A 16,680-nucleotide genomic window follows, 5' to 3' on the forward strand; every position below is an offset into this window, starting at 1 on the left:
AATTTATGTTGACTATGGACACCTGTGGGCGAAAAAGCACTTTTGCTTCATACTTCAGGAGAAATAACCATAAATGAAGGAATGCAATTTTGGCAGGAAGTAGTCTTTTAACCTTATTGGATGATATTGCCACTCTCCTTGACGATATTTCGGTCATGGGAAAACTGGCGGCGAAGAAAACGGCAGGCGTATTGGGCGATGATTTATCGCTTAACGCTCAACAGGTTACCGGAGTACGGGCCAATCGCGAGCTGCCGGTCGTTTGGGGCGTAGCGAAAGGCTCATTTATCAATAAAGTGATTCTGGTACCGCTGGCGTTATTAATCAGCGCATTTATTCCTTGGGCCATTACGCCGTTACTCATGTTGGGCGGCGCGTTTCTATGCTTTGAAGGCGTTGAGAAAGTGCTGCATACCTTGCAGGCGCGTAAACACAAAGAGGATCCTCAAGTTCGTCAGCAGCGGCTAGAGGCGCTGGCCAATCAGGACCCAATGGCTTTCGAGCGCGATAAGGTCAAAGGGGCGATCCGCACCGACTTTATTTTGTCCGCTGAAATTGTCGCCATCACGCTCGGGATCGTTGCCGAAGCGCCGTTGTTAAATCAGATTCTCATCCTGTCTGGTATCGCTCTGCTGGTGACCGTGGGCGTGTATGGACTGGTGGGGGTTATTGTTAAGCTCGATGATATGGGTTACTGGCTGGTGGAGAAAACCAGTACGTTGGCACAGTGGTTGGGTAAAGCCCTGCTGGCTATTGCACCGCGCCTGATGAAAACCCTTTCTGTAGTAGGGACGCTGGCAATGTTTCTGGTTGGCGGCGGTATTGTCGTTCACGGCATTGCGCCGTTGCATCATGCTATTGAAGAGTTTTCCCATGGGCAGAATAGTATGATTGCCTCGCTGCTGCCAACGGTGGCGAATCTGGTGCTGGGATTTATTATTGGCGCCATTGTGCTGGCCGGAGTGAAAGCCATTGGCAGTCTTCGTCGTCCGGTTGAGTAAATGTGCTCCCGCCCAGGCAAAGTGGTTCAGCTTCGTCTAAGGTAAGTTTGTTTCTTCCTGATACCGGAGGCAAAAATGGTCTTGTTGGTCAGTGATGAAGTAAGGCGGAAAAATGGTGGCCCACGCATGGTCGTTACCGGGTTCGCCAGCGGTATGGTTGAGTGTCGTTGGTATGACGGTCATGGTGTTAAGCGCGAAGCATTTCGCGAGGATGAATTAATCCGCGGAGGGGGAGGGAAGCCGAATCATTCCTGAACCTGATAAGCGCCCGGCATGAGTCGGGCGTTTTTTATATGATTGAGTACCTGACTAATATGGGACGTTGATGACCTTTGCTTCTTTGACCGTGCTGCGAGAGAACGATGGATAAGCCGATGTGGATGAAAAAACTACGCCGTGTGTTAAGCCCCGGATATGTGGTTAATCTCTGCTTTTTTATCGTTTTCTGCTTTTCCACGCTGTTGATATGGCGTGAGGTCAAGATCCTTGAAGAAGCGTACGTTGCAAATCAGCGTAACAATCTTGAAAACGTCACCCATGAACTGGATGGTCTGCTGCAGTTCAATATCGACAGAATGATCTTTTTTCGCAACGGTATGCAGTCGGCGCTGGGAACACCGTTAGATTTTGCGGTGCTGCGAAAGGCCGAGCAGGATTATTTAGAAAAGCGGCATGAGCCAATATGGTCCGTCGAGATACGTAACCGGCGGACGCTGCCCGTGTATGGTGTAGCCGATGCTTTTGTCGATAGTGACGATCTTCTTTCTCGCGATATTCCTTTTTCCGGTAATGAGCTGATGGCGAGCCTTGAGCTCGGGTATTTGTTGCGCCTGGCCAATAACAACCAGGGCCTTACCGAGCGTATGCTGTATGTTTCGCGCAGTGGTTTTTTTATCACTACGAAACCGCCGAAGAATTCGACTCAGGCGCTGGGGCTATATTCACGGGCAATTAGCGCTTCGTGGTTTATTCAGCAAACGCAGCGTAATAACCCGGCTCGCGGTATTGTCTGGCAAACTTTTTCTGGTGATGAACCGCAGCGCGAAGCTCAGGTGGTGACGGCCTCTATCCCTCTTGATTATCAACGCTACTGGTTAGGCGTACTGGCGATGGATTTCTCCGTTCGCGAAATGAGGAACTTTCTGGTTAACGCAGTAAAGAATGGCCAGGAAAGTGAATATCAACTTTATGATAATCGCCTCAATTTAATTGCGTCTTCCGCATCTGATAACGTGTTAACCCTGTTATCACCGCAGGAGCAAGAACAGCTGCGAAGTGCTTTTTCCCATGGCAATCAGGGGGGAATTCGTTTATTAACCCGCTATATCAGCTGGGAAAAACTACGTAACTTTGACGGAGTGCTGCTACGTATTCACTCGCTTAAAGACGGTGTTCGCGATGATTTTGGTCGCATCACCATTGCTTTGATGCTGATGTGGCTAATGTTCACCCTGATGCTGATGATCTCCTGGCTGGTTATTCGCCGAATGGTGCGCAATATGAGCGTGTTGCAAACGTCTCTTGAGTGGCGAGCCTGGCATGATGCGCTGACGCGTTTGTTAAACCGCGGTGCGCTGTTCGAACGCGCTAGCGAGGCGACCACCTTAAGTGAGCGTCTGAAACGCCCTATCGCGGTGATTCAGCTCGATCTGGACTATTTCAAAGGCGTTAACGATCGACACGGGCATCAGGCCGGCGATCGCGTATTGTCGCTGGTGGGCAGTACTATCGCGAGTCATATCCGCGAGGGTGACCTTGCTGGTCGGGTTGGCGGGGAAGAGTTTTGTATTGTGATGCCGAATACGACGCTACATGAAGCAACGGCCATTGCAGAACGGATTCGAGTTCGCATCAATGGCCGCGAGATTTTACTGCGAAACAGGACGAGTCTGCGTGTTAGTGCCTCCTTTGGCGTAAGCAGTAGTGACAATTCAAATGAGTTCAACTTTGAAAGCTTGCAGTCGATTGCCGATCATCGGTTGTACCTGGCTAAGCAAAATGGGCGTAATCAGGTCTGTGCTGAAGGATAAGGTTACATTTGTGTGGTGGATGAATGGTTGTTAAGCCATCAGTGATAGTGACTTTGGTGAGATTTATCTTAAAAAATATTTTCTTATGAACCGCCGTTCGTAGAAGAACGAACCGCACAAGCCCTTGCCTGGTCAGCCTTGCCAGCGGTGATCGTGATATTAGGGATATTTCTCAATAATTTACTCCATGAATGGCTGTTGTCATGCAAAATAATTGAGGGTAATGTTTGCAACGCATCGGATTTCCTGGTGTAACGAATTTTCAAGTGCTTCTTGCATTAGCAAGTTTCATCCCGACTCCTGCGAGTCGGGATTTTTTTCGCCTGGAATTAGCGATTGATTTCAGTCACGCTGAAGTCATGAACATCAAGTTCAAAGGCTTCAGCCAACTCGCGCCAGGTGTGATAATCACGACCATCTATGCTTACATGATGCGGATCGTCCCGCGCTCGCTGTACCTCACTTTCACTGATTTCATTAATCGCTGCCAGCAGGGCGTCAACATCGACACTTTCCCCGCCTTTGCTCTGTTTGGCGGTATTCATTCTGGCTACCTCGCTTAACCCGGATACGCTGTTTAAGTATAGATGGTTTACAAAAACATCAGTTATGGGGGGGAACGCTGCGCGATCGTCCGTTTTGTTCTACACTGGCTCAAAAATAGAGGAGATGAGTTATGCAGGTAAACGATCGTGTCACGGTGAAGACCGATGGTGGCCCACGTCGGTCGGGAGTTGTGCTGGCAATAGAGTCGTTTAGCGAAGGGGTGATGTATCTGGTATCGCTGGAAGACTATCCCCTGGGGATCTGGTTTTTCAACGAGATAGGGCATTCGGACGGCGTTTTTGTTGAAAAAGAAGATTAACGCTCAATCAGGCACACTGGCGGCATCTGCCGCCAGTACTCTTCAACGTATATTGACGTGGATCCCGGAAGTGATGTTCTCGGCCAGTCGCACAATGTGATAAATCACCTGCTTGTTGTGAGTCTGGATTTTCTTTTTAATATTGCCTTTGTGCGAAGAAACGGTTTTAGCCTTAATGTTCATCTGTGCGGAGATGTGGGTGGTTCCATATCCGGCCATCCACATCTGTAACATATTTGATTCAGTCTGGCTTAAGGTCAGCGTTGGGATAGTAATCCGTGCAGTGCGATAATTCTCATACTTCAGGCGATTAGCCAGAATATCATCAAGGTCTTTTGCGGTCAGCGATTTTGAGCTAATAAGCAAGTTTTTGCGTACCAGAAGATAGTGTTCGAAATGAATATTCGCCAGCGACATAAAGATAAAAAAGAGCGTACCTGGATTCTGATTTATGATTTGCCGGATAAGCTGGTTACTCTCTTGCTGGTGAATAAAGCAATCTTCATTGATAAATACTACTGTCGGGCGGCATGCCTCGCAGGCAGCTCTCAGGCTTTCGGCGTTATATACCTCAGTGATATCGCGCTTCTTTATCCCCCGGCTTGTCAGGTACCCGGTTAATCCCAACCGGGTAAAACTGCACAAATCCATGATAATCGTTGACATGACCCATCCTCAATCAACACGTAACGATAATTTATCCCTCGCCGACAAGAAGCGATGAAGTCCATTTTAGTTAGTCATAAAAAACAGCTGCTATGCTGGAACCATTAAGCAGTCTGAACTATTTCGAAATAATACCTATAATTTGCCAGGAATATTCTCAAAGTAAAGGCTGTGAATCGCTATGTGGAAGATTTAAAAACAATAAATACCCGTGACATATAAGGTTGCCATTTTTGGCTTATTTTAAAATAGGATTATCCTTATATTGAGTGCTTAAATTATCACCTTGTAAATGATGGGTTGAAATTGATGGGTAAGAATAATTTAACATAAGCCTATGGAATGTTGATGCCACTTGCTTGTTATGTACGACGACCTTGCTTCATTCACCCCCTCCCCAGGAAGAGTGGCGGGCTTAACGCTTTAATGCCACAATGCTTTTTTATCGGTTTGTGGGATGAATGATGAAAAAGATTGTGTTTGCTGGCGCGTTGTTGGCTCTGACCGGATGCGTTCAGGTTGATAACTATAGCGATGTCGTTAAGGCGCCAGCGCCCGCAGGGCTGGAAGGATACTGGCAATCGGCGGGGCCGCAGAGTGAAATGATGAGCCCGGATGCAATTGCTAGCCTGATTGTGACCAAAGATGGCGATACCCTGGACTGCCGACAATGGCAGCGGGTGATTACCGTGCCGGGTAAATTAATGAAACGCGATGACGCGGTCTACAATGTGACCTCTGCTTTGGATGTTTATCCTGTCGAACGCGAAGGCAATACGTTACGTTACGATCGTATGACGCTAAAGCGGGTTGATCGTCTCACTTCAGAGTGCGAAGTGGCATGGAAAAAGGCCGTGACGGATAAAAACGCACAATAGCTGATTAGCGGGCTGATTCCATTTTCAGCCCGCGATTTTCCTTTCTGCTAGAGCACTTCTTCAATTACCCAAACGCTAACGCTGCCGCCGTTACAGGTGAAAACTCCGTTGCCTTCATCATCGGTTTCAATCACTTCCTCGCGGTTGTTGAGAAAATCCCGCCAGCGCTTATTGCCATAGTTTGCGCCGAGAGGGAGTGATTTCTCTCCATCATCGCCATTTGAAAGTATGACTACGCAACCCGGATCTTCATCGGTGCCGCTGCGGCTGAAGGCGATACAGTTTGGATGATCGAACCATAGCGTCTGAACACCGTGAGCAAATTGCTGACGGGCATCGATCAGTTCGTGCAACTGCTCAATAACCGGCATTTCAATGGCGTAGGTTTGGCCGTCACCTCCGGTATCTTCATAGCTGGCACCGAAGAGGTCGGCATAAAAAACCGATGGCACCCCATTTTCACGTAGCAGAATCAACGCGTACGCCAATGGTTTAAACCACGGTTCTACCGGCGCTTCAAGCGCCTGAAGCGGCTGCGTATCATGATTAGTCACCAGCGTTACGGCATGGAAAGGATCAGCTTCGACCAGCGTACCGCTAAAAATCTGGCTCATGTCATAGTCACGACCCTGGCGCGATGCTTCGTGGAATTTCATCTGCAGGGGCGCATCAAACAGCAATGTTTTACCGTCGACCAGCGCGATATATTGCTGAAGCTTATCCACCTCGTGGGACCAGTATTCTGCAACGATAAACAGCGGTTTTGTCGCCACTTCCTGGACGTGGTCGATCCACTCTTTATAAAACCAGGCTGGAATGTGTTTAACTGCGTCAAGGCGGAAACCATCACACCCGGTCTGCTCCATGACCCAGCGCGCCCAGTACTTAATCTCCTCGGTTACTGCCCGGTTGCGATAATCGATATTTTCGCCCATCAGGTAGTCGAAATTACCCATTTCATCATCGACCTGATCGTTCCAGCCTTCGCCGGTGTAGTCGTTGACGATTTTAAACACACCGTCTTCATCCGGATTTTCAATATGGTCGATTCCGCTAAAGCATTTGTAATCCCAAATAAACTTGGAGTATTGCCCTGCGCGAACGGGGAAGGTGTATCGCGTCCAGGCTTCGCACGCCACAATCTCCTCCGAGATTTGCGTGCGGTCTTGCTCATCGACACGTTGAATATGCACGGCCTCTTTTTCATCTGCCCCCATTTTGTGATTGACCACCACATCAAGCAGGATGGCGATATCGTGCTGGCGTAGCGCAGCAATGGCGGCCAGCAGTTGGGATTTATCGCCATACTTGGTCGCAACAGAGCCTTTTTGATCAAATTCGCCGAGATCAAAAAGGTCGTAGCTGTCATATCCGACAGAGTAGCCGCCGGAAGCTCCTTTGTAGGCAGGAGGCAACCAAATCATATTTATGCCGATTTCGTTCAGGTTTGGCGCCAGGGCTTCGACTTCACGCCATAGTTCACCGCCGGTTGGGTAGTACCAGTGAAAACACTGCAATAACGTGGGGTTTTTCATCTTCCATGCTCCAGACGTCATCAAGCTGACCATTGCAGTATGAGAGATATCCAGCAAAATGGAGGAATTTACGCTTCGTTTTCACTATGTACTAAAAGGCATCATATATAATTATTTGGAATAAGATGTAGCTTATCGATGTTGGTCGCTGAGGCTAAACGCCTTACACTAGAGCAAAATATCACTCTGTTAGGAGTCTCTATGAAATTAGCACTTCTGGGTCGCCAGGCGCTGATGGGCGCGATGGCCGTTGTTTTAATGGCTGGCGTCAGCACAAAAACGTTTGCTGCTGAAAATTTGCTCAATCAGGTTAAAGAGCGTGGCACCCTACGTGTAGGCCTGGAAGGCACTTATCCGCCATTCAGCTATCAGGGTGATGACGGGAAACTTACCGGTTTCGAAGTGGATTTTGCGAATGAGCTGGCGAAGCATCTTGGCGTGAAGGCCGATCTCAAGCCAACAAAATGGGACGGCATGCTGGCATCGCTGGATTCCAAACGTATTGATGTGGTGATTAATCAGGTCACCATTTCCGATCAGCGCAAGAAAAAATATGACTTCTCTACCCCCTACACTGTGTCCGGTATTCAGGCGCTGGTGAAAAAGGGTAACGAAGGCGTGATTAAAACCGCAGCCGACCTGAAAGGTAAGAAAGTTGGCGTTGGCCTGGGCACCAACTATGAAGAGTGGCTGCGCCAGAATGTACAGGGTGTCGATATCCGTACTTATGATGATGACCCGACGAAATACCAGGATCTGCGCGTAGGTCGTATCGACGCCATCCTGGTTGACCGTCTGGCGGCGCTCGATCTGGTGAAGAAAACCAACAATACGCTGGCGGTCACCGGTGAAGCTTTCTCCCGGCAGGAGTCTGGCGTTGCGTTGCGTAAAGGTAACGAAGACCTGCTGAAAGCGGTTGATAGTGCCATTGCGGATATGCAAAAAGACGGCAGCCTCAAAGCTTTGTCGGAAAAATGGTTTGGCGCTGACGTGACGAAATAACGACCAGTGGTGAAAAAAGGCGCTCTTGATAGCGCCTTTTTTTATTTCGCGCGTAACTGCGTGCATAATTAGGGATAGCTCAGTCTGGAGGTCTTATGTCACTGCAAAATTTAACCCTTTTTCCGCGTCTGGAACTGATTGGCGCGCCAACGCCGTTGGAATACCTGCCGCGTTTGTCCGATCACCTTGGGCGTGAAATCTTTATCAAGCGCGATGATGTTACGCCACTGGCGATGGGCGGCAATAAGCTGCGTAAGCTTGAGTTTCTGGCGGCAGATGCGCTGCGAGAGGGCGCGGATACGCTGATTACCGCAGGGGCAATTCAGTCAAACCATGTTCGCCAGACGGCGGCGGTAGCGGCCAAACTAGGCCTGCACTGCGTAGCGTTGCTGGAAAATCCGATTGGGACCCGCGCCGAAAACTATCTGACAAACGGCAATCGCCTGCTGCTTGATCTGTTTAATACGCAGGTTGAGATGTGTGATGCGTTGACCGATCCTAATGCCCAGTTGGAAGAGCTGGCGACCCGAATTGAAGCCCAGGGCTATCGCCCGTATGTGATCCCAGTTGGTGGTTCTAACGCCCTTGGCGCTCTGGGTTATGTCGAAAGCGCGCTGGAAATTGCTCAGCAGTGTGAAGGGGCGGTTGAGCTGTCTTCTGTGGTTGTTGCATCCGGTAGCGCAGGCACTCATGCCGGCCTGGCCGTGGGTCTTGAACAACTGATGCCGAATGCTGAATTGATCGGTGTGACCGTCTCGCGCAAAGTTGCTGACCAACTGCCAAAAGTGATTGCGTTGCAGCAAGCGGTGGCAAACAGCCTGGAGCTGGAAGCCAGGGCAGGGATCCAGCTGTGGGATGATTATTTTGCACCTGGCTACGGCACGCCAAACGATGAAGGGATGGACGCGGTAAGATTGCTGGCGCAGCTTGAAGGTATTCTGCTGGACCCGGTATATACCGGAAAGGCGATGGCCGGGCTGATTGATGGTATCAACCAAAACCGCTTTAAGGATGATGGGCCGATTTTGTTTATTCATACTGGCGGTGCGCCCGCACTGTTCGCTTATCATCCTCATATCTAATGCAGAACAAATAGAATGCAAGAGAGTATCCAACTGGTTATTGATTCCGCGCCTTTTCTGCTGAAAGGTGCGGTATTTACGCTACAACTCAGTCTTGGCGGGATGTTTTTCGGCCTGGTACTGGGGTTTATTCTGGCGCTTATGCGCATGTCACCCGTCTGGCCAATCAAATGGCTGGCGCGGATGTACATCTCTATTTTTCGCGGTACGCCGCTGATAGCCCAGCTGTTCATGATCTACTATGGCCTACCGCAGTTTGGTATTGAGCTGGATCCTATTCCCGCGGCGATGATTGGTCTATCGCTGAATACTGCGGCCTACGCGGCGGAAACGCTGCGCGCAGCCATTGCCTCCATTGATAAAGGGCAGTGGGAGGCGGCGGCGAGTATTGGCATGACGCGATGGCAGGCCATGCGCCGCGCTATTCTTCCGCAGGCTGCACGCGTGGCGCTGCCGCCGCTCTCTAATAGTTTTATCAGCCTGGTGAAAGATACCTCGCTGGCGGCGACCATCCAGGTCCCTGAGCTATTCCGTCAGGCCCAGCTGATTACCTCGCGTACGCTGGAAGTTTTCACTATGTACCTGGCTGCTTCGCTGATCTACTGGGTGATGGCGACGGTGCTGTCGACGCTACAGAACTATTTTGAAAACCAGCTGAACCGCCAGGAGCGTGATCCGAAATGAGTGCCATCGAAGTTAAAAACCTGGTGAAACAGTTCCATGGTCAAACCGTGCTTCACGGTATCGATCTTGAAGTACAGGAAGGTGAAGTCGTGGCGATCATCGGTCCCAGCGGCTCGGGTAAAACCACGTTGCTGCGCAGCATTAATCTGCTGGAACAGCCGGAGAGCGGGACGATTCGTGTTGGCGATGTAACTATTGATACTGCGCGCAGCATCAGTCAGCAAAAAACGGCCATTCGCCGCCTGCGCCAGCATGTTGGCTTTGTGTTCCAGAGCTTTAATCTGTTTCCGCATCGCACGGTGATGGAAAACATTATTGAAGGGCCGGTTATCGTGAAAGGGGAGGATAAAAATGAATCCATCACCCGCGCGCGTGAATTGCTGGCGAAAGTGGGCCTGACGGGGAAGGAAAACAGCTATCCGCGTCGTTTGTCCGGTGGCCAGCAGCAGCGTGTGGCGATTGCCAGAGCGCTGGCGATGCGGCCTGATGTGATTTTGTTTGATGAGCCGACATCGGCGTTAGATCCCGAGCTGGTGGGGGAGGTGTTGAGTACCATTCGTCAACTAGCGCAGGAGAAACGTACCATGGTTATCGTGACCCATGAGATGAGCTTCGCCCGCGATGTGGCTGATCGAGCCATCTTTATGGATCAGGGGCGTATCGTTGAACAGGGTGAGGCAAAATCGCTATTTTCCAACCCTCAACAGTCACGTACCCGTCAGTTTCTTGAAAAATTCCTGATGCAGTAGCCCCTAATCCGCTGGCAGCGTTACGACTGGAAAAAAACGGTCGGACGCTGACAGATTATCGACGCTTCTGTCCATTTTTTTTCATCAGAAAGTTGAATGCCTTCGCATCGCTCAGAAGTCAGACCTGTTATGCACATCAAAGATTCCAGTGGTATCAATCGGCATACTTTCCGACAGAATCCTCCCGTCGCGACAACTGCAATCTAATAAGTGCGATGGCTACGATATTTTATACATATAAATAAGATTTATGTGTTAGCTTTATGTATTTATAATAATGATTATCAATCAGGAGTTATTTGGTCAGTTATGAGGGACAATGATTTTTTCAGCTGGCGGCGGGAAATGCTGCAACAATTCCAGTCCGTTGCTGCGGGAGAGGGGGTTTATAATCTTCTTCAACAGCAATCAGAAGAACTGGAATATGACTACTTCGCGCTCTGCGTACGGCATCCCGTACCCTTTACTCGCCCCCGGGTGACCCTGAAATCGACTTATCCACAGGCCTGGATGTCGCACTATCAAGCCGAGAATTACTTTGCTATTGACCCGGTACTACGAAGCGAAAATTTCCTTCGTGGGCATCTGCCGTGGGACGACAAATTATTCCATGATACGCCTGAATTATGGAACGGTGCCCGCGATCATGGGTTACGAAAAGGCGTGACGCAGTGTCTGACGCTACCGAACCATGCCCAGGGATTCTTATCCGTTTCGGGCGAAAGTCGCAGCCCGGGTCCCTTGGCAGAAGATGAACTGGAGATGCGCTTAAGAACGCTGATTGAGTTGAGTTTATTGACGCTATTACGGCTGGAAGATGAGATGGTCATGCCGCCGGAAATGAAATTTAGCCGACGCGAACTGGAGATTTTGAAATGGACAGCGGAAGGAAAAACCTCGGCTGAGGTCGCTATGATTCTGTCTATCTCAGAAAATACCGTCAATTTCCATCAGAAGAACATGCAACGAAAATTCAATGCGCCAAACAAAACGCAGATTGCCTGCTATGCCGTGGCAACGGGTTTAATTTGAGCTAATCCTTGGTTCTGCGTGCCAGACGTGATACCGGCTGTCAGTAAAACTTTCAGCCGGTGAATAGTTACTGACGATATGCCTGCTTAATTTGCTTGACGGTACTGGAGAATACGGCGGCCTGAGCCTCATCTTCCATCTGCGCAATTTGCCTTTCCATTTTAATCATCACGCGACCTGCATCCGCCTGGCCCATGGCTTGAAGCATCAGCGTTAACAGTGCTTTCAGACAGGAAACTTCCTGCGCCAGTTCCTGATTATTTTCTGCAGTGGAAAAATCTGGTGTGCTCATCGATATCCTCGTTTGCTCTCTGCGCAAATGCGCATTACTAAAAGTGAAGGCGGCGAAGTATAGCACAAGCAAAGGGAAAAAAAGGAGTGCTTGGTTTCTGTTCTTTCATCTAAGCTGTGAATGATTTAATTCACTGAATAATACGTATTCATGAGATCTAAGCGCGTTAATTTTCTGCACCAGTACTCTATCGTTAATAATTGTTACATATCTTGTTTCGTATTTATCATCTGCGAGATGTGTTGTGTTCTTGCGTAATCTGTATGATGAATGTTAAAAAATTTGCATAATACAACTCACTGTTATGTATGGCTTTCCACTTAGTGTGCAGGCAGATTTCCATAAGTCAGTAAGAAATCTTTCATAGGACATTTTTTTGGCTTTTAAAGTTACGATAAAACCCGGTAATATGTATGCGATAAGCTATCAGTAGCGTTATCCCTAATTCTGGAGATTATTCCTTTGATCAACGTCCTTCTTGTTGATGACCACGAACTAGTGCGCGCAGGGATACGACGCATTCTGGAAGATATAAAAGGAATTAAAGTTGTCGGTGAAGCGTGCTGTGGTGAGGACGCTGTGAAATGGTGTCGCGCTAATCCCGTCGATGTCGTCCTGATGGATATGAATATGCCGGGTATCGGGGGGCTTGAGGCTACCCGCAAAATTGCCCGTTCTGTCGCTGATGCCAAAGTGATTATGCTCACGGTTCATACCGAAAACCCTCTTCCGGCAAAAGTGATGCAGGCTGGTGCGGCTGGTTACCTTAGTAAAGGTGCTGCACCGCAAGAGGTCGTGAATGCGATTCGCTGTGTGGCATCAGGGCAGCGATATATCGCTTCAGATATCGCCCAGCAGATGGCGCTCAGCCAGATTGAGCCCGAAAAGGCAGAATCGCCGTTTGCCAGTTTGTCTGAGCGTGAATTGCAGATTATGCTGATGATCACTAAAGGTCAGAAGGTCAATGAGATCTCAGAGCAGTTAAATCTGAGTCCTAAGACGGTGAACAGCTACCGTTACCGAATGTTCAGCAAACTGAATATTCATGGCGATGTGGAGCTGACGCACCTGGCAATCCGCCATGGCCTGTGTAATGCGGAGTCGTTAGCAAGTCAGTGAGTGATGTTTTTGACGCAAAAGCTTTCCTGAAGACAGTGACCAGCCAGCCGGGCGTCTATCGTATGTATGATGCTGGCGGTACTGTCATCTATGTGGGTAAAGCAAAAGATCTGAAAAAGCGGCTCAGTAGCTATTTTCGCAGCAACCTGGCTTCGCGTAAAACCGAAGCGTTGGTAGCGCTTATTGCGCAAATCGACGTCACCGTCACGCACACTGAAACGGAAGCGCTGCTGCTCGAGCATAATTACATCAAGCTGTATCAGCCGCGTTATAACGTGCTGCTGCGAGATGATAAATCCTATCCTTTCATTTTTCTTAGCGGTGATACCCATCCCCGGCTGGCCACGCATCGCGGTGCAAAGCACGCTAAAGGCGAGTATTTTGGCCCATTTCCGAACGGCTATGCGGTTCGTGAAACTTTAGCTCTGCTGCAAAAGATTTTCCCAATCCGTCAATGTGAGAACAGCGTGTACCGCAATCGCTCGCGTCCATGCCTGCAGTACCAGATTGGTCGCTGTCTGGGGCCGTGCGTCGCCGGGTTGGTTAGCGAGGAAGAGTACGCTCAGCAGGTTGATTACGTGCGCTTGTTCCTTGCGGGTAAGGACGATCAGGTGTTAACGCAGTTGATCGCTCGTATGGAGAAAGCCAGTCAGTCGCTAGAGTTTGAAGAAGCTGCGCGGATCCGTGACCAGATTCAGGCGGTACGCCGGGTTACGGAGAAGCAGTTTGTTTCTAACAACGGTGACGATCTTGATGTCATCGGTGTAGCTTTTGATGCCGGTATGGCCTGTGTGCACGTGCTGTTTATTCGTCAGGGTAAGGTGCTGGGCAGCCGCAGCTATTTCCCGAAGGTACCCAGTGGAACCGAGCTTGGGGAAGTGGTGGAAACTTTTGTCGGTCAGTTCTATTTGCAGGGTAGCCAGATGCGAACGCTACCGGGTGAGATCCTGCTGGATTTCAACCTGGGCGACAAAACCCTACTGGCAGATTCACTCTCAGAACTGGCCGGACGCCGTGTTAACGTACAAACGAAGCCTCGTGGCGATCGCGCACGCTATTTGAAACTGGCGCGAACCAATGCCGCTACGGCGTTGACGACCAAACTCTCTCAGCATTCGACTATCACCCAACGCCTACAGGCACTGACGACGTTGCTTAAGCTTCCCGCCATCAATCGAATGGAGTGCTTTGATATCAGCCACACGATGGGGGAACAAACGATCGCGTCGTGCGTCGTTTTTGACAGCAATGGGCCGCTGCGGGCGGAATATCGACGCTATAATATTACCGGCATCACTCCGGGTGATGATTATGCCGCGATGAACCAGGTTCTGCGCCGTCGCTACGGCAAGGCAATCGAAGAGAGTAAAATTCCCGATGTTATCCTGATCGATGGTGGTAAAGGGCAGCTCGGACAGGCGAAAACGGTCTTTGCCGAGTTGGATGTTCCGTGGGATAAAAACCACCCTCTGCTATTGGGTGTAGCAAAAGGCAGCGATCGTAAAGCAGGACTGGAGACGCTATTCTTCGAACCTGAAGGGGAGGGGTTTAGCCTTCCGCCGGATTCACCGGCGTTGCATGTTATCCAGCATATTCGCGATGAATCACACGATCATGCCATCACCGGTCACCGTAAAAAACGGGCGAAAGTGAAAAGTACCAGTACGCTGGAAACCATCGAAGGGGTGGGGCCAAAGCGCCGACAAATGTTGTTGAAATATATGGGCGGCCTGCAGGGGCTACAGAAAGCCAGCGTTGAAGAAATTGCTAAAGTGCCGGGTATATCTCACGGTCTGGCAGAAAAGATCTTCTACTCGTTGAAACATTAGGGGCTCTGTAGCAACATAGGGCTAATTTTTACTTACAACAGATAGTTACCCGTTACTATGCGATTTAATATCCCTACGTTGCTTACTCTGTTTCGCGTCATTCTTATCCCTTTCTTTGTACTGGCATTTTACCTGCCGTTTGTTTGGGCTCCCTTTGCTTGCGCGCTGATTTTCTTTGTCGCTGCCGTAACCGACTGGTTTGATGGCTATCTGGCGCGTCGCTGGAATCAGAGCACGCGCTTTGGTGCCTTCCTGGATCCGGTTGCGGATAAAGTCATGGTTGCGATCGCGATGGTGCTGGTTGCTGAGCATTATCACACCTGGTGGGTGACGTTACCGGCCGCAACAATGATTGCCCGTGAAATTATTATCTCCGCCTTGCGTGAGTGGATGGCTGAGCTGGGTAAACGCAGCAGCGTAGCGGTTTCGTGGATCGGTAAAGTGAAAACAACGGCACAGATGGCGGCACTAGTGTGGATGCTGTGGCGGCCAAATATCTGGGTTGAATGGGCGGGTATTGGCCTGTTCCTCGTAGCGGCGGTGCTGACGTTGTGGTCAATGCTGCAATATTTGAATGCTGCACGCGGCGATTTGCTTGATCAGTGATCGTTTCGGCGCAATTTTCAGCAAACAACACAAGGTTTTAAAAAATAACGTTGACTCATTGCGCCAGGTAAGTAGAATGCAACGCATCGAACGGCAGCACAGTCTGCCAGACGATAACAAAATCAAGCGATTAGCAATTTAGCTTGGTAATGCGGGAATAGCTCAGTTGGTAGAGCACGACCTTGCCAAGGTCGGGGTCGCGAGTTCGAGTCTCGTTTCCCGCTCCAGTATAAAAACATCGGCAATTGCGGGTGTTGCAGTATTAAGGCGCGTTAGCAAAGCGGTTATGTAGCGGATTGCAAATCCGTCTAGTCCGGTTCGACTCCGGAACGCGCCTCCAATTACTATCCCGAGCCCGGGTGGTGGAATCGGTAGACACAAGGGATTTAAAATCCCTCGGCGTTCGCGCTGTGCGGGTTCAAGTCCCGCTCCGGGTACCATTGGGATATAGCAGAATAATCAAAGCAATAAGCAGTGTCGTGAAACCACCTCCGGGTGGTTTTTTTGTTTTTGTCCCCTGTCTATTATTAAAAAGATTAACTCTCCTGAATGGGTGATGTCAGGTGGTTTTCTCTCGCTATTTCCGCTACTGTAAGCGCCATTTTTCTACGACCACGAGACTGTTTATGAAAACCGGACCCCTGAACGAAAGCGAAGTTGAATGGCTGGATGAGATCCTGTCGAAATATGCAGAAGAAGGCACCATCATGGATGTTGCCGAACTTGATGGATTGCTGACGGCAATTCTCTCCGGGCCGACGGAAGTTGAACCTGCGCAGTGGCTGTTGGCTATCTGGGGCGGGGCGGATAAAGTACCGCGTTGGGCCAACGATCGCGAACGCGATCGCTTTGTGAACCTGACGCTGCAACATATGAGTGATACTGCCGAGCGCTTAAGCAATTATCCTGAGCAGTTCGAACCCATGTTTGGCTGCCGTGAAGAGGAAGGGCAGGAGTTAACCATTGTAGAAGAATGGTGCTTCGGTTATATGCGCGGTGTCGGCCTCAGTGACTGGACTGCTTTACCAACTGAGCTACAAGCTGAACTGGATGCCATCGCTCTGCACGGCACCGAGGAGCGATTTGAAGCGCTTGATGAATTATCAGCTGAAGAGTTTATTGCCAGCGTAGAGCGTATTCGTCCGGCGGCCCTGGCGCTTTACAACTACTGGACTGAGCATGCTCAGCCAGCTGACGTTCAGCAGCCAATACGAAATGAGGCGAAAATTGGGCGTAACGATCCTTGCCCATGCGGTAGTGGTAAGAAATATAAGCAGTGCTGCTTAGCAAAATAAGTAAAGGGGCCAATC

18 protein-coding genes and 3 tRNA genes are annotated in these 16,680 nt (G+C 49.7%); 17 read left to right on the top strand and 4 right to left on the bottom strand.

Annotated elements, in window-relative coordinates; all coding sequences use genetic code 11:
- The first annotated feature begins 89 nt into the window (after window positions 1-89).
- The 3 genes from DA718_RS10705 to dgcQ all read left to right on the top strand — a co-directional run bounded on the left by DA718_RS10705 (window position 90) and on the right by dgcQ (window position 3,031).
- Window positions 90-1,001 carry a DUF808 domain-containing protein gene (locus tag DA718_RS10705; protein WP_112213242.1) on the top strand — a complete coding sequence of 304 codons (912 nt, stop codon included), beginning with the start codon at window positions 90-92 and terminating at the stop codon, window positions 999-1,001.
- Window positions 1,002-1,076: 75 nt separating this feature from the next.
- Window positions 1,077-1,256 carry a YodC family protein gene (locus DA718_RS10710; protein ID WP_110274359.1) on the top strand — a complete coding sequence of 60 codons (180 nt, stop codon included), beginning with the start codon at window positions 1,077-1,079 and terminating at the stop codon, window positions 1,254-1,256.
- Between the two features lie 107 nt (window positions 1,257-1,363).
- The gene (dgcQ, locus tag DA718_RS10715; RefSeq protein WP_112213243.1) at window positions 1,364-3,031 is read left to right on the top strand and encodes a cellulose biosynthesis regulator diguanylate cyclase DgcQ; all 1,668 of its coding nucleotides are present in this window, start codon (window positions 1,364-1,366) and stop codon (window positions 3,029-3,031) included.
- Window positions 3,032-3,360: 329 nt separating this feature from the next.
- Here the strand turns inward: dgcQ and yodD are convergent, their stop codons facing one another.
- The gene (gene yodD / locus DA718_RS10720; RefSeq protein WP_112213244.1) at window positions 3,361-3,576 is read right to left on the bottom strand and encodes a YodD family peroxide/acid resistance protein; all 216 of its coding nucleotides are present in this window, start codon (window positions 3,574-3,576) and stop codon (window positions 3,361-3,363) included.
- 131 nt (window positions 3,577-3,707) lie between these two features.
- Here yodD and dsrB point away from each other — a divergent pair, with 131 nt between their 5' ends.
- On the top strand, window positions 3,708-3,896 hold the full coding sequence (dsrB, locus tag DA718_RS10725; protein ID WP_112213245.1) for a protein DsrB: 189 nt from the start codon (window positions 3,708-3,710) through the stop codon (window positions 3,894-3,896).
- A gap of 42 nt (window positions 3,897-3,938) precedes the next feature.
- On the opposite strand, the gene rcsA is transcribed toward dsrB, so the two are convergent.
- Window positions 3,939-4,562, bottom strand: a complete 624-nt coding sequence (gene rcsA / locus DA718_RS10730) for a transcriptional regulator RcsA (RefSeq protein ID WP_112213246.1) — start codon at window positions 4,560-4,562, stop codon at window positions 3,939-3,941.
- 461 nt (window positions 4,563-5,023) lie between these two features.
- Between rcsA and yedD the strand changes: the two genes are divergently transcribed.
- On the top strand, window positions 5,024-5,440 hold the full coding sequence (yedD, locus tag DA718_RS10735; RefSeq protein WP_167492751.1) for a lipoprotein YedD: 417 nt from the start codon (window positions 5,024-5,026) through the stop codon (window positions 5,438-5,440).
- 47 nt (window positions 5,441-5,487) lie between these two features.
- Here yedD and amyA read toward each other — a convergent pair whose 3' ends face one another.
- Window positions 5,488-6,975 carry an alpha-amylase gene (gene amyA, locus DA718_RS10740; protein ID WP_112213248.1) on the bottom strand — a complete coding sequence of 496 codons (1,488 nt, stop codon included), beginning with the start codon at window positions 6,973-6,975 and terminating at the stop codon, window positions 5,488-5,490.
- 201 nt (window positions 6,976-7,176) lie between these two features.
- Here amyA and tcyJ point away from each other — a divergent pair, with 201 nt between their 5' ends.
- The 5 genes from tcyJ (at window position 7,177) to sdiA (ending at window position 11,524) form a co-directional block, all read left to right on the top strand.
- Window positions 7,177-7,977: a cystine ABC transporter substrate-binding protein gene (gene tcyJ / locus DA718_RS10745; protein WP_112213249.1), complete on the top strand. Its 801-nt coding sequence runs from the start codon at window positions 7,177-7,179 to the stop codon at window positions 7,975-7,977.
- 95 nt (window positions 7,978-8,072) lie between these two features.
- The gene (gene dcyD, locus DA718_RS10750) at window positions 8,073-9,059 is read left to right on the top strand and encodes a D-cysteine desulfhydrase (RefSeq protein ID WP_112213250.1); all 987 of its coding nucleotides are present in this window, start codon (window positions 8,073-8,075) and stop codon (window positions 9,057-9,059) included.
- A 15-nt stretch (window positions 9,060-9,074) separates the two neighbouring features.
- On the top strand, window positions 9,075-9,743 hold the full coding sequence (tcyL, locus tag DA718_RS10755) for a cystine ABC transporter permease (protein ID WP_112213251.1): 669 nt from the start codon (window positions 9,075-9,077) through the stop codon (window positions 9,741-9,743).
- Window positions 9,740-10,492 (top strand): L-cystine ABC transporter ATP-binding protein TcyN, encoded by a 753-nt coding sequence (gene tcyN / locus DA718_RS10760; RefSeq protein ID WP_110274349.1) that lies wholly within the window; start codon window positions 9,740-9,742, stop codon window positions 10,490-10,492. The genes tcyL and tcyN overlap by 4 nt, the downstream gene beginning before the upstream one ends.
- Window positions 10,493-10,801: 309 nt before the next feature.
- Window positions 10,802-11,524: a quorum-sensing transcriptional regulator SdiA gene (gene sdiA / locus DA718_RS10765; protein WP_112213252.1), complete on the top strand. Its 723-nt coding sequence runs from the start codon at window positions 10,802-10,804 to the stop codon at window positions 11,522-11,524.
- A gap of 67 nt (window positions 11,525-11,591) precedes the next feature.
- Here sdiA and DA718_RS10770 read toward each other — a convergent pair whose 3' ends face one another.
- Window positions 11,592-11,816, bottom strand: coding sequence for a DUF2594 family protein (locus DA718_RS10770; RefSeq protein ID WP_110274347.1), 225 nt, complete (start codon window positions 11,814-11,816; stop codon window positions 11,592-11,594).
- Window positions 11,817-12,278: 462 nt separating this feature from the next.
- Here DA718_RS10770 and uvrY point away from each other — a divergent pair, with 462 nt between their 5' ends.
- The 7 genes from uvrY to DA718_RS10805 all read left to right on the top strand — a co-directional run bounded on the left by uvrY (window position 12,279) and on the right by DA718_RS10805 (window position 16,665).
- Window positions 12,279-12,935, top strand: a complete 657-nt coding sequence (gene uvrY / locus DA718_RS10775; RefSeq protein WP_110274346.1) for a UvrY/SirA/GacA family response regulator transcription factor — start codon at window positions 12,279-12,281, stop codon at window positions 12,933-12,935.
- The gene (gene uvrC / locus DA718_RS10780; protein WP_112213253.1) at window positions 12,932-14,764 is read left to right on the top strand and encodes an excinuclease ABC subunit UvrC; all 1,833 of its coding nucleotides are present in this window, start codon (window positions 12,932-12,934) and stop codon (window positions 14,762-14,764) included. Before uvrY ends, uvrC begins: the two co-directional genes overlap by 4 nt.
- A gap of 57 nt (window positions 14,765-14,821) precedes the next feature.
- Window positions 14,822-15,370, top strand: coding sequence for a CDP-diacylglycerol--glycerol-3-phosphate 3-phosphatidyltransferase (gene pgsA, locus DA718_RS10785; protein ID WP_112213254.1), 549 nt, complete (start codon window positions 14,822-14,824; stop codon window positions 15,368-15,370).
- A 151-nt stretch (window positions 15,371-15,521) separates the two neighbouring features.
- Window positions 15,522-15,597 (top strand) — tRNA-Gly (locus DA718_RS10790).
- Window positions 15,598-15,636: 39 nt separating this feature from the next.
- Window positions 15,637-15,710, top strand: a tRNA-Cys gene (locus tag DA718_RS10795).
- Between the two features lie 13 nt (window positions 15,711-15,723).
- Window positions 15,724-15,810, top strand: a tRNA-Leu gene (locus DA718_RS10800).
- Window positions 15,811-15,996: 186 nt separating this feature from the next.
- Window positions 15,997-16,665 carry a YecA/YgfB family protein gene (locus tag DA718_RS10805; protein WP_112213255.1) on the top strand — a complete coding sequence of 223 codons (669 nt, stop codon included), beginning with the start codon at window positions 15,997-15,999 and terminating at the stop codon, window positions 16,663-16,665.
- Window positions 16,666-16,680: the final 15 nt, after the last annotated feature.

The organism is Klebsiella huaxiensis (assembly GCF_003261575.2).
GTDB classification, from domain to species: Bacteria; Pseudomonadota; Gammaproteobacteria; order Enterobacterales; family Enterobacteriaceae; genus Klebsiella; species Klebsiella huaxiensis.

Bases quoted from the DNA above. Each gene is read 5' to 3' on its own strand.
- DA718_RS10710 (WP_110274359.1), top strand. From the start codon at position 1,077: ATGGTCTTGTTGGTCAGTGATGAAGTAAGGCGGAAAAATGGTGGCCCA.
- dgcQ (WP_112213243.1), top strand. From the start codon at position 1,364: ATGGATAAGCCGATGTGGATGAAAAAACTACGCCGTGTGTTAAGCCCC.
- yodD (WP_112213244.1), bottom strand. From the start codon at position 3,576: ATGAATACCGCCAAACAGAGCAAAGGCGGGGAAAGTGTCGATGTTGAC.
- dsrB (WP_112213245.1), top strand. From the start codon at position 3,708: ATGCAGGTAAACGATCGTGTCACGGTGAAGACCGATGGTGGCCCACGT.
- rcsA (WP_112213246.1), bottom strand. From the start codon at position 4,562: ATGTCAACGATTATCATGGATTTGTGCAGTTTTACCCGGTTGGGATTA.
- yedD (WP_167492751.1), top strand. From the start codon at position 5,024: ATGATGAAAAAGATTGTGTTTGCTGGCGCGTTGTTGGCTCTGACCGGA.
- amyA (WP_112213248.1), bottom strand. From the start codon at position 6,975: ATGAAAAACCCCACGTTATTGCAGTGTTTTCACTGGTACTACCCAACC.
- tcyJ (WP_112213249.1), top strand. From the start codon at position 7,177: ATGAAATTAGCACTTCTGGGTCGCCAGGCGCTGATGGGCGCGATGGCC.
- dcyD (WP_112213250.1), top strand. From the start codon at position 8,073: ATGTCACTGCAAAATTTAACCCTTTTTCCGCGTCTGGAACTGATTGGC.
- tcyL (WP_112213251.1), top strand. From the start codon at position 9,075: ATGCAAGAGAGTATCCAACTGGTTATTGATTCCGCGCCTTTTCTGCTG.
- tcyN (WP_110274349.1), top strand. From the start codon at position 9,740: ATGAGTGCCATCGAAGTTAAAAACCTGGTGAAACAGTTCCATGGTCAA.
- sdiA (WP_112213252.1), top strand. From the start codon at position 10,802: ATGAGGGACAATGATTTTTTCAGCTGGCGGCGGGAAATGCTGCAACAA.
- DA718_RS10770 (WP_110274347.1), bottom strand. From the start codon at position 11,816: ATGAGCACACCAGATTTTTCCACTGCAGAAAATAATCAGGAACTGGCG.
- pgsA (WP_112213254.1), top strand. From the start codon at position 14,822: ATGCGATTTAATATCCCTACGTTGCTTACTCTGTTTCGCGTCATTCTT.
- DA718_RS10805 (WP_112213255.1), top strand. From the start codon at position 15,997: ATGAAAACCGGACCCCTGAACGAAAGCGAAGTTGAATGGCTGGATGAG.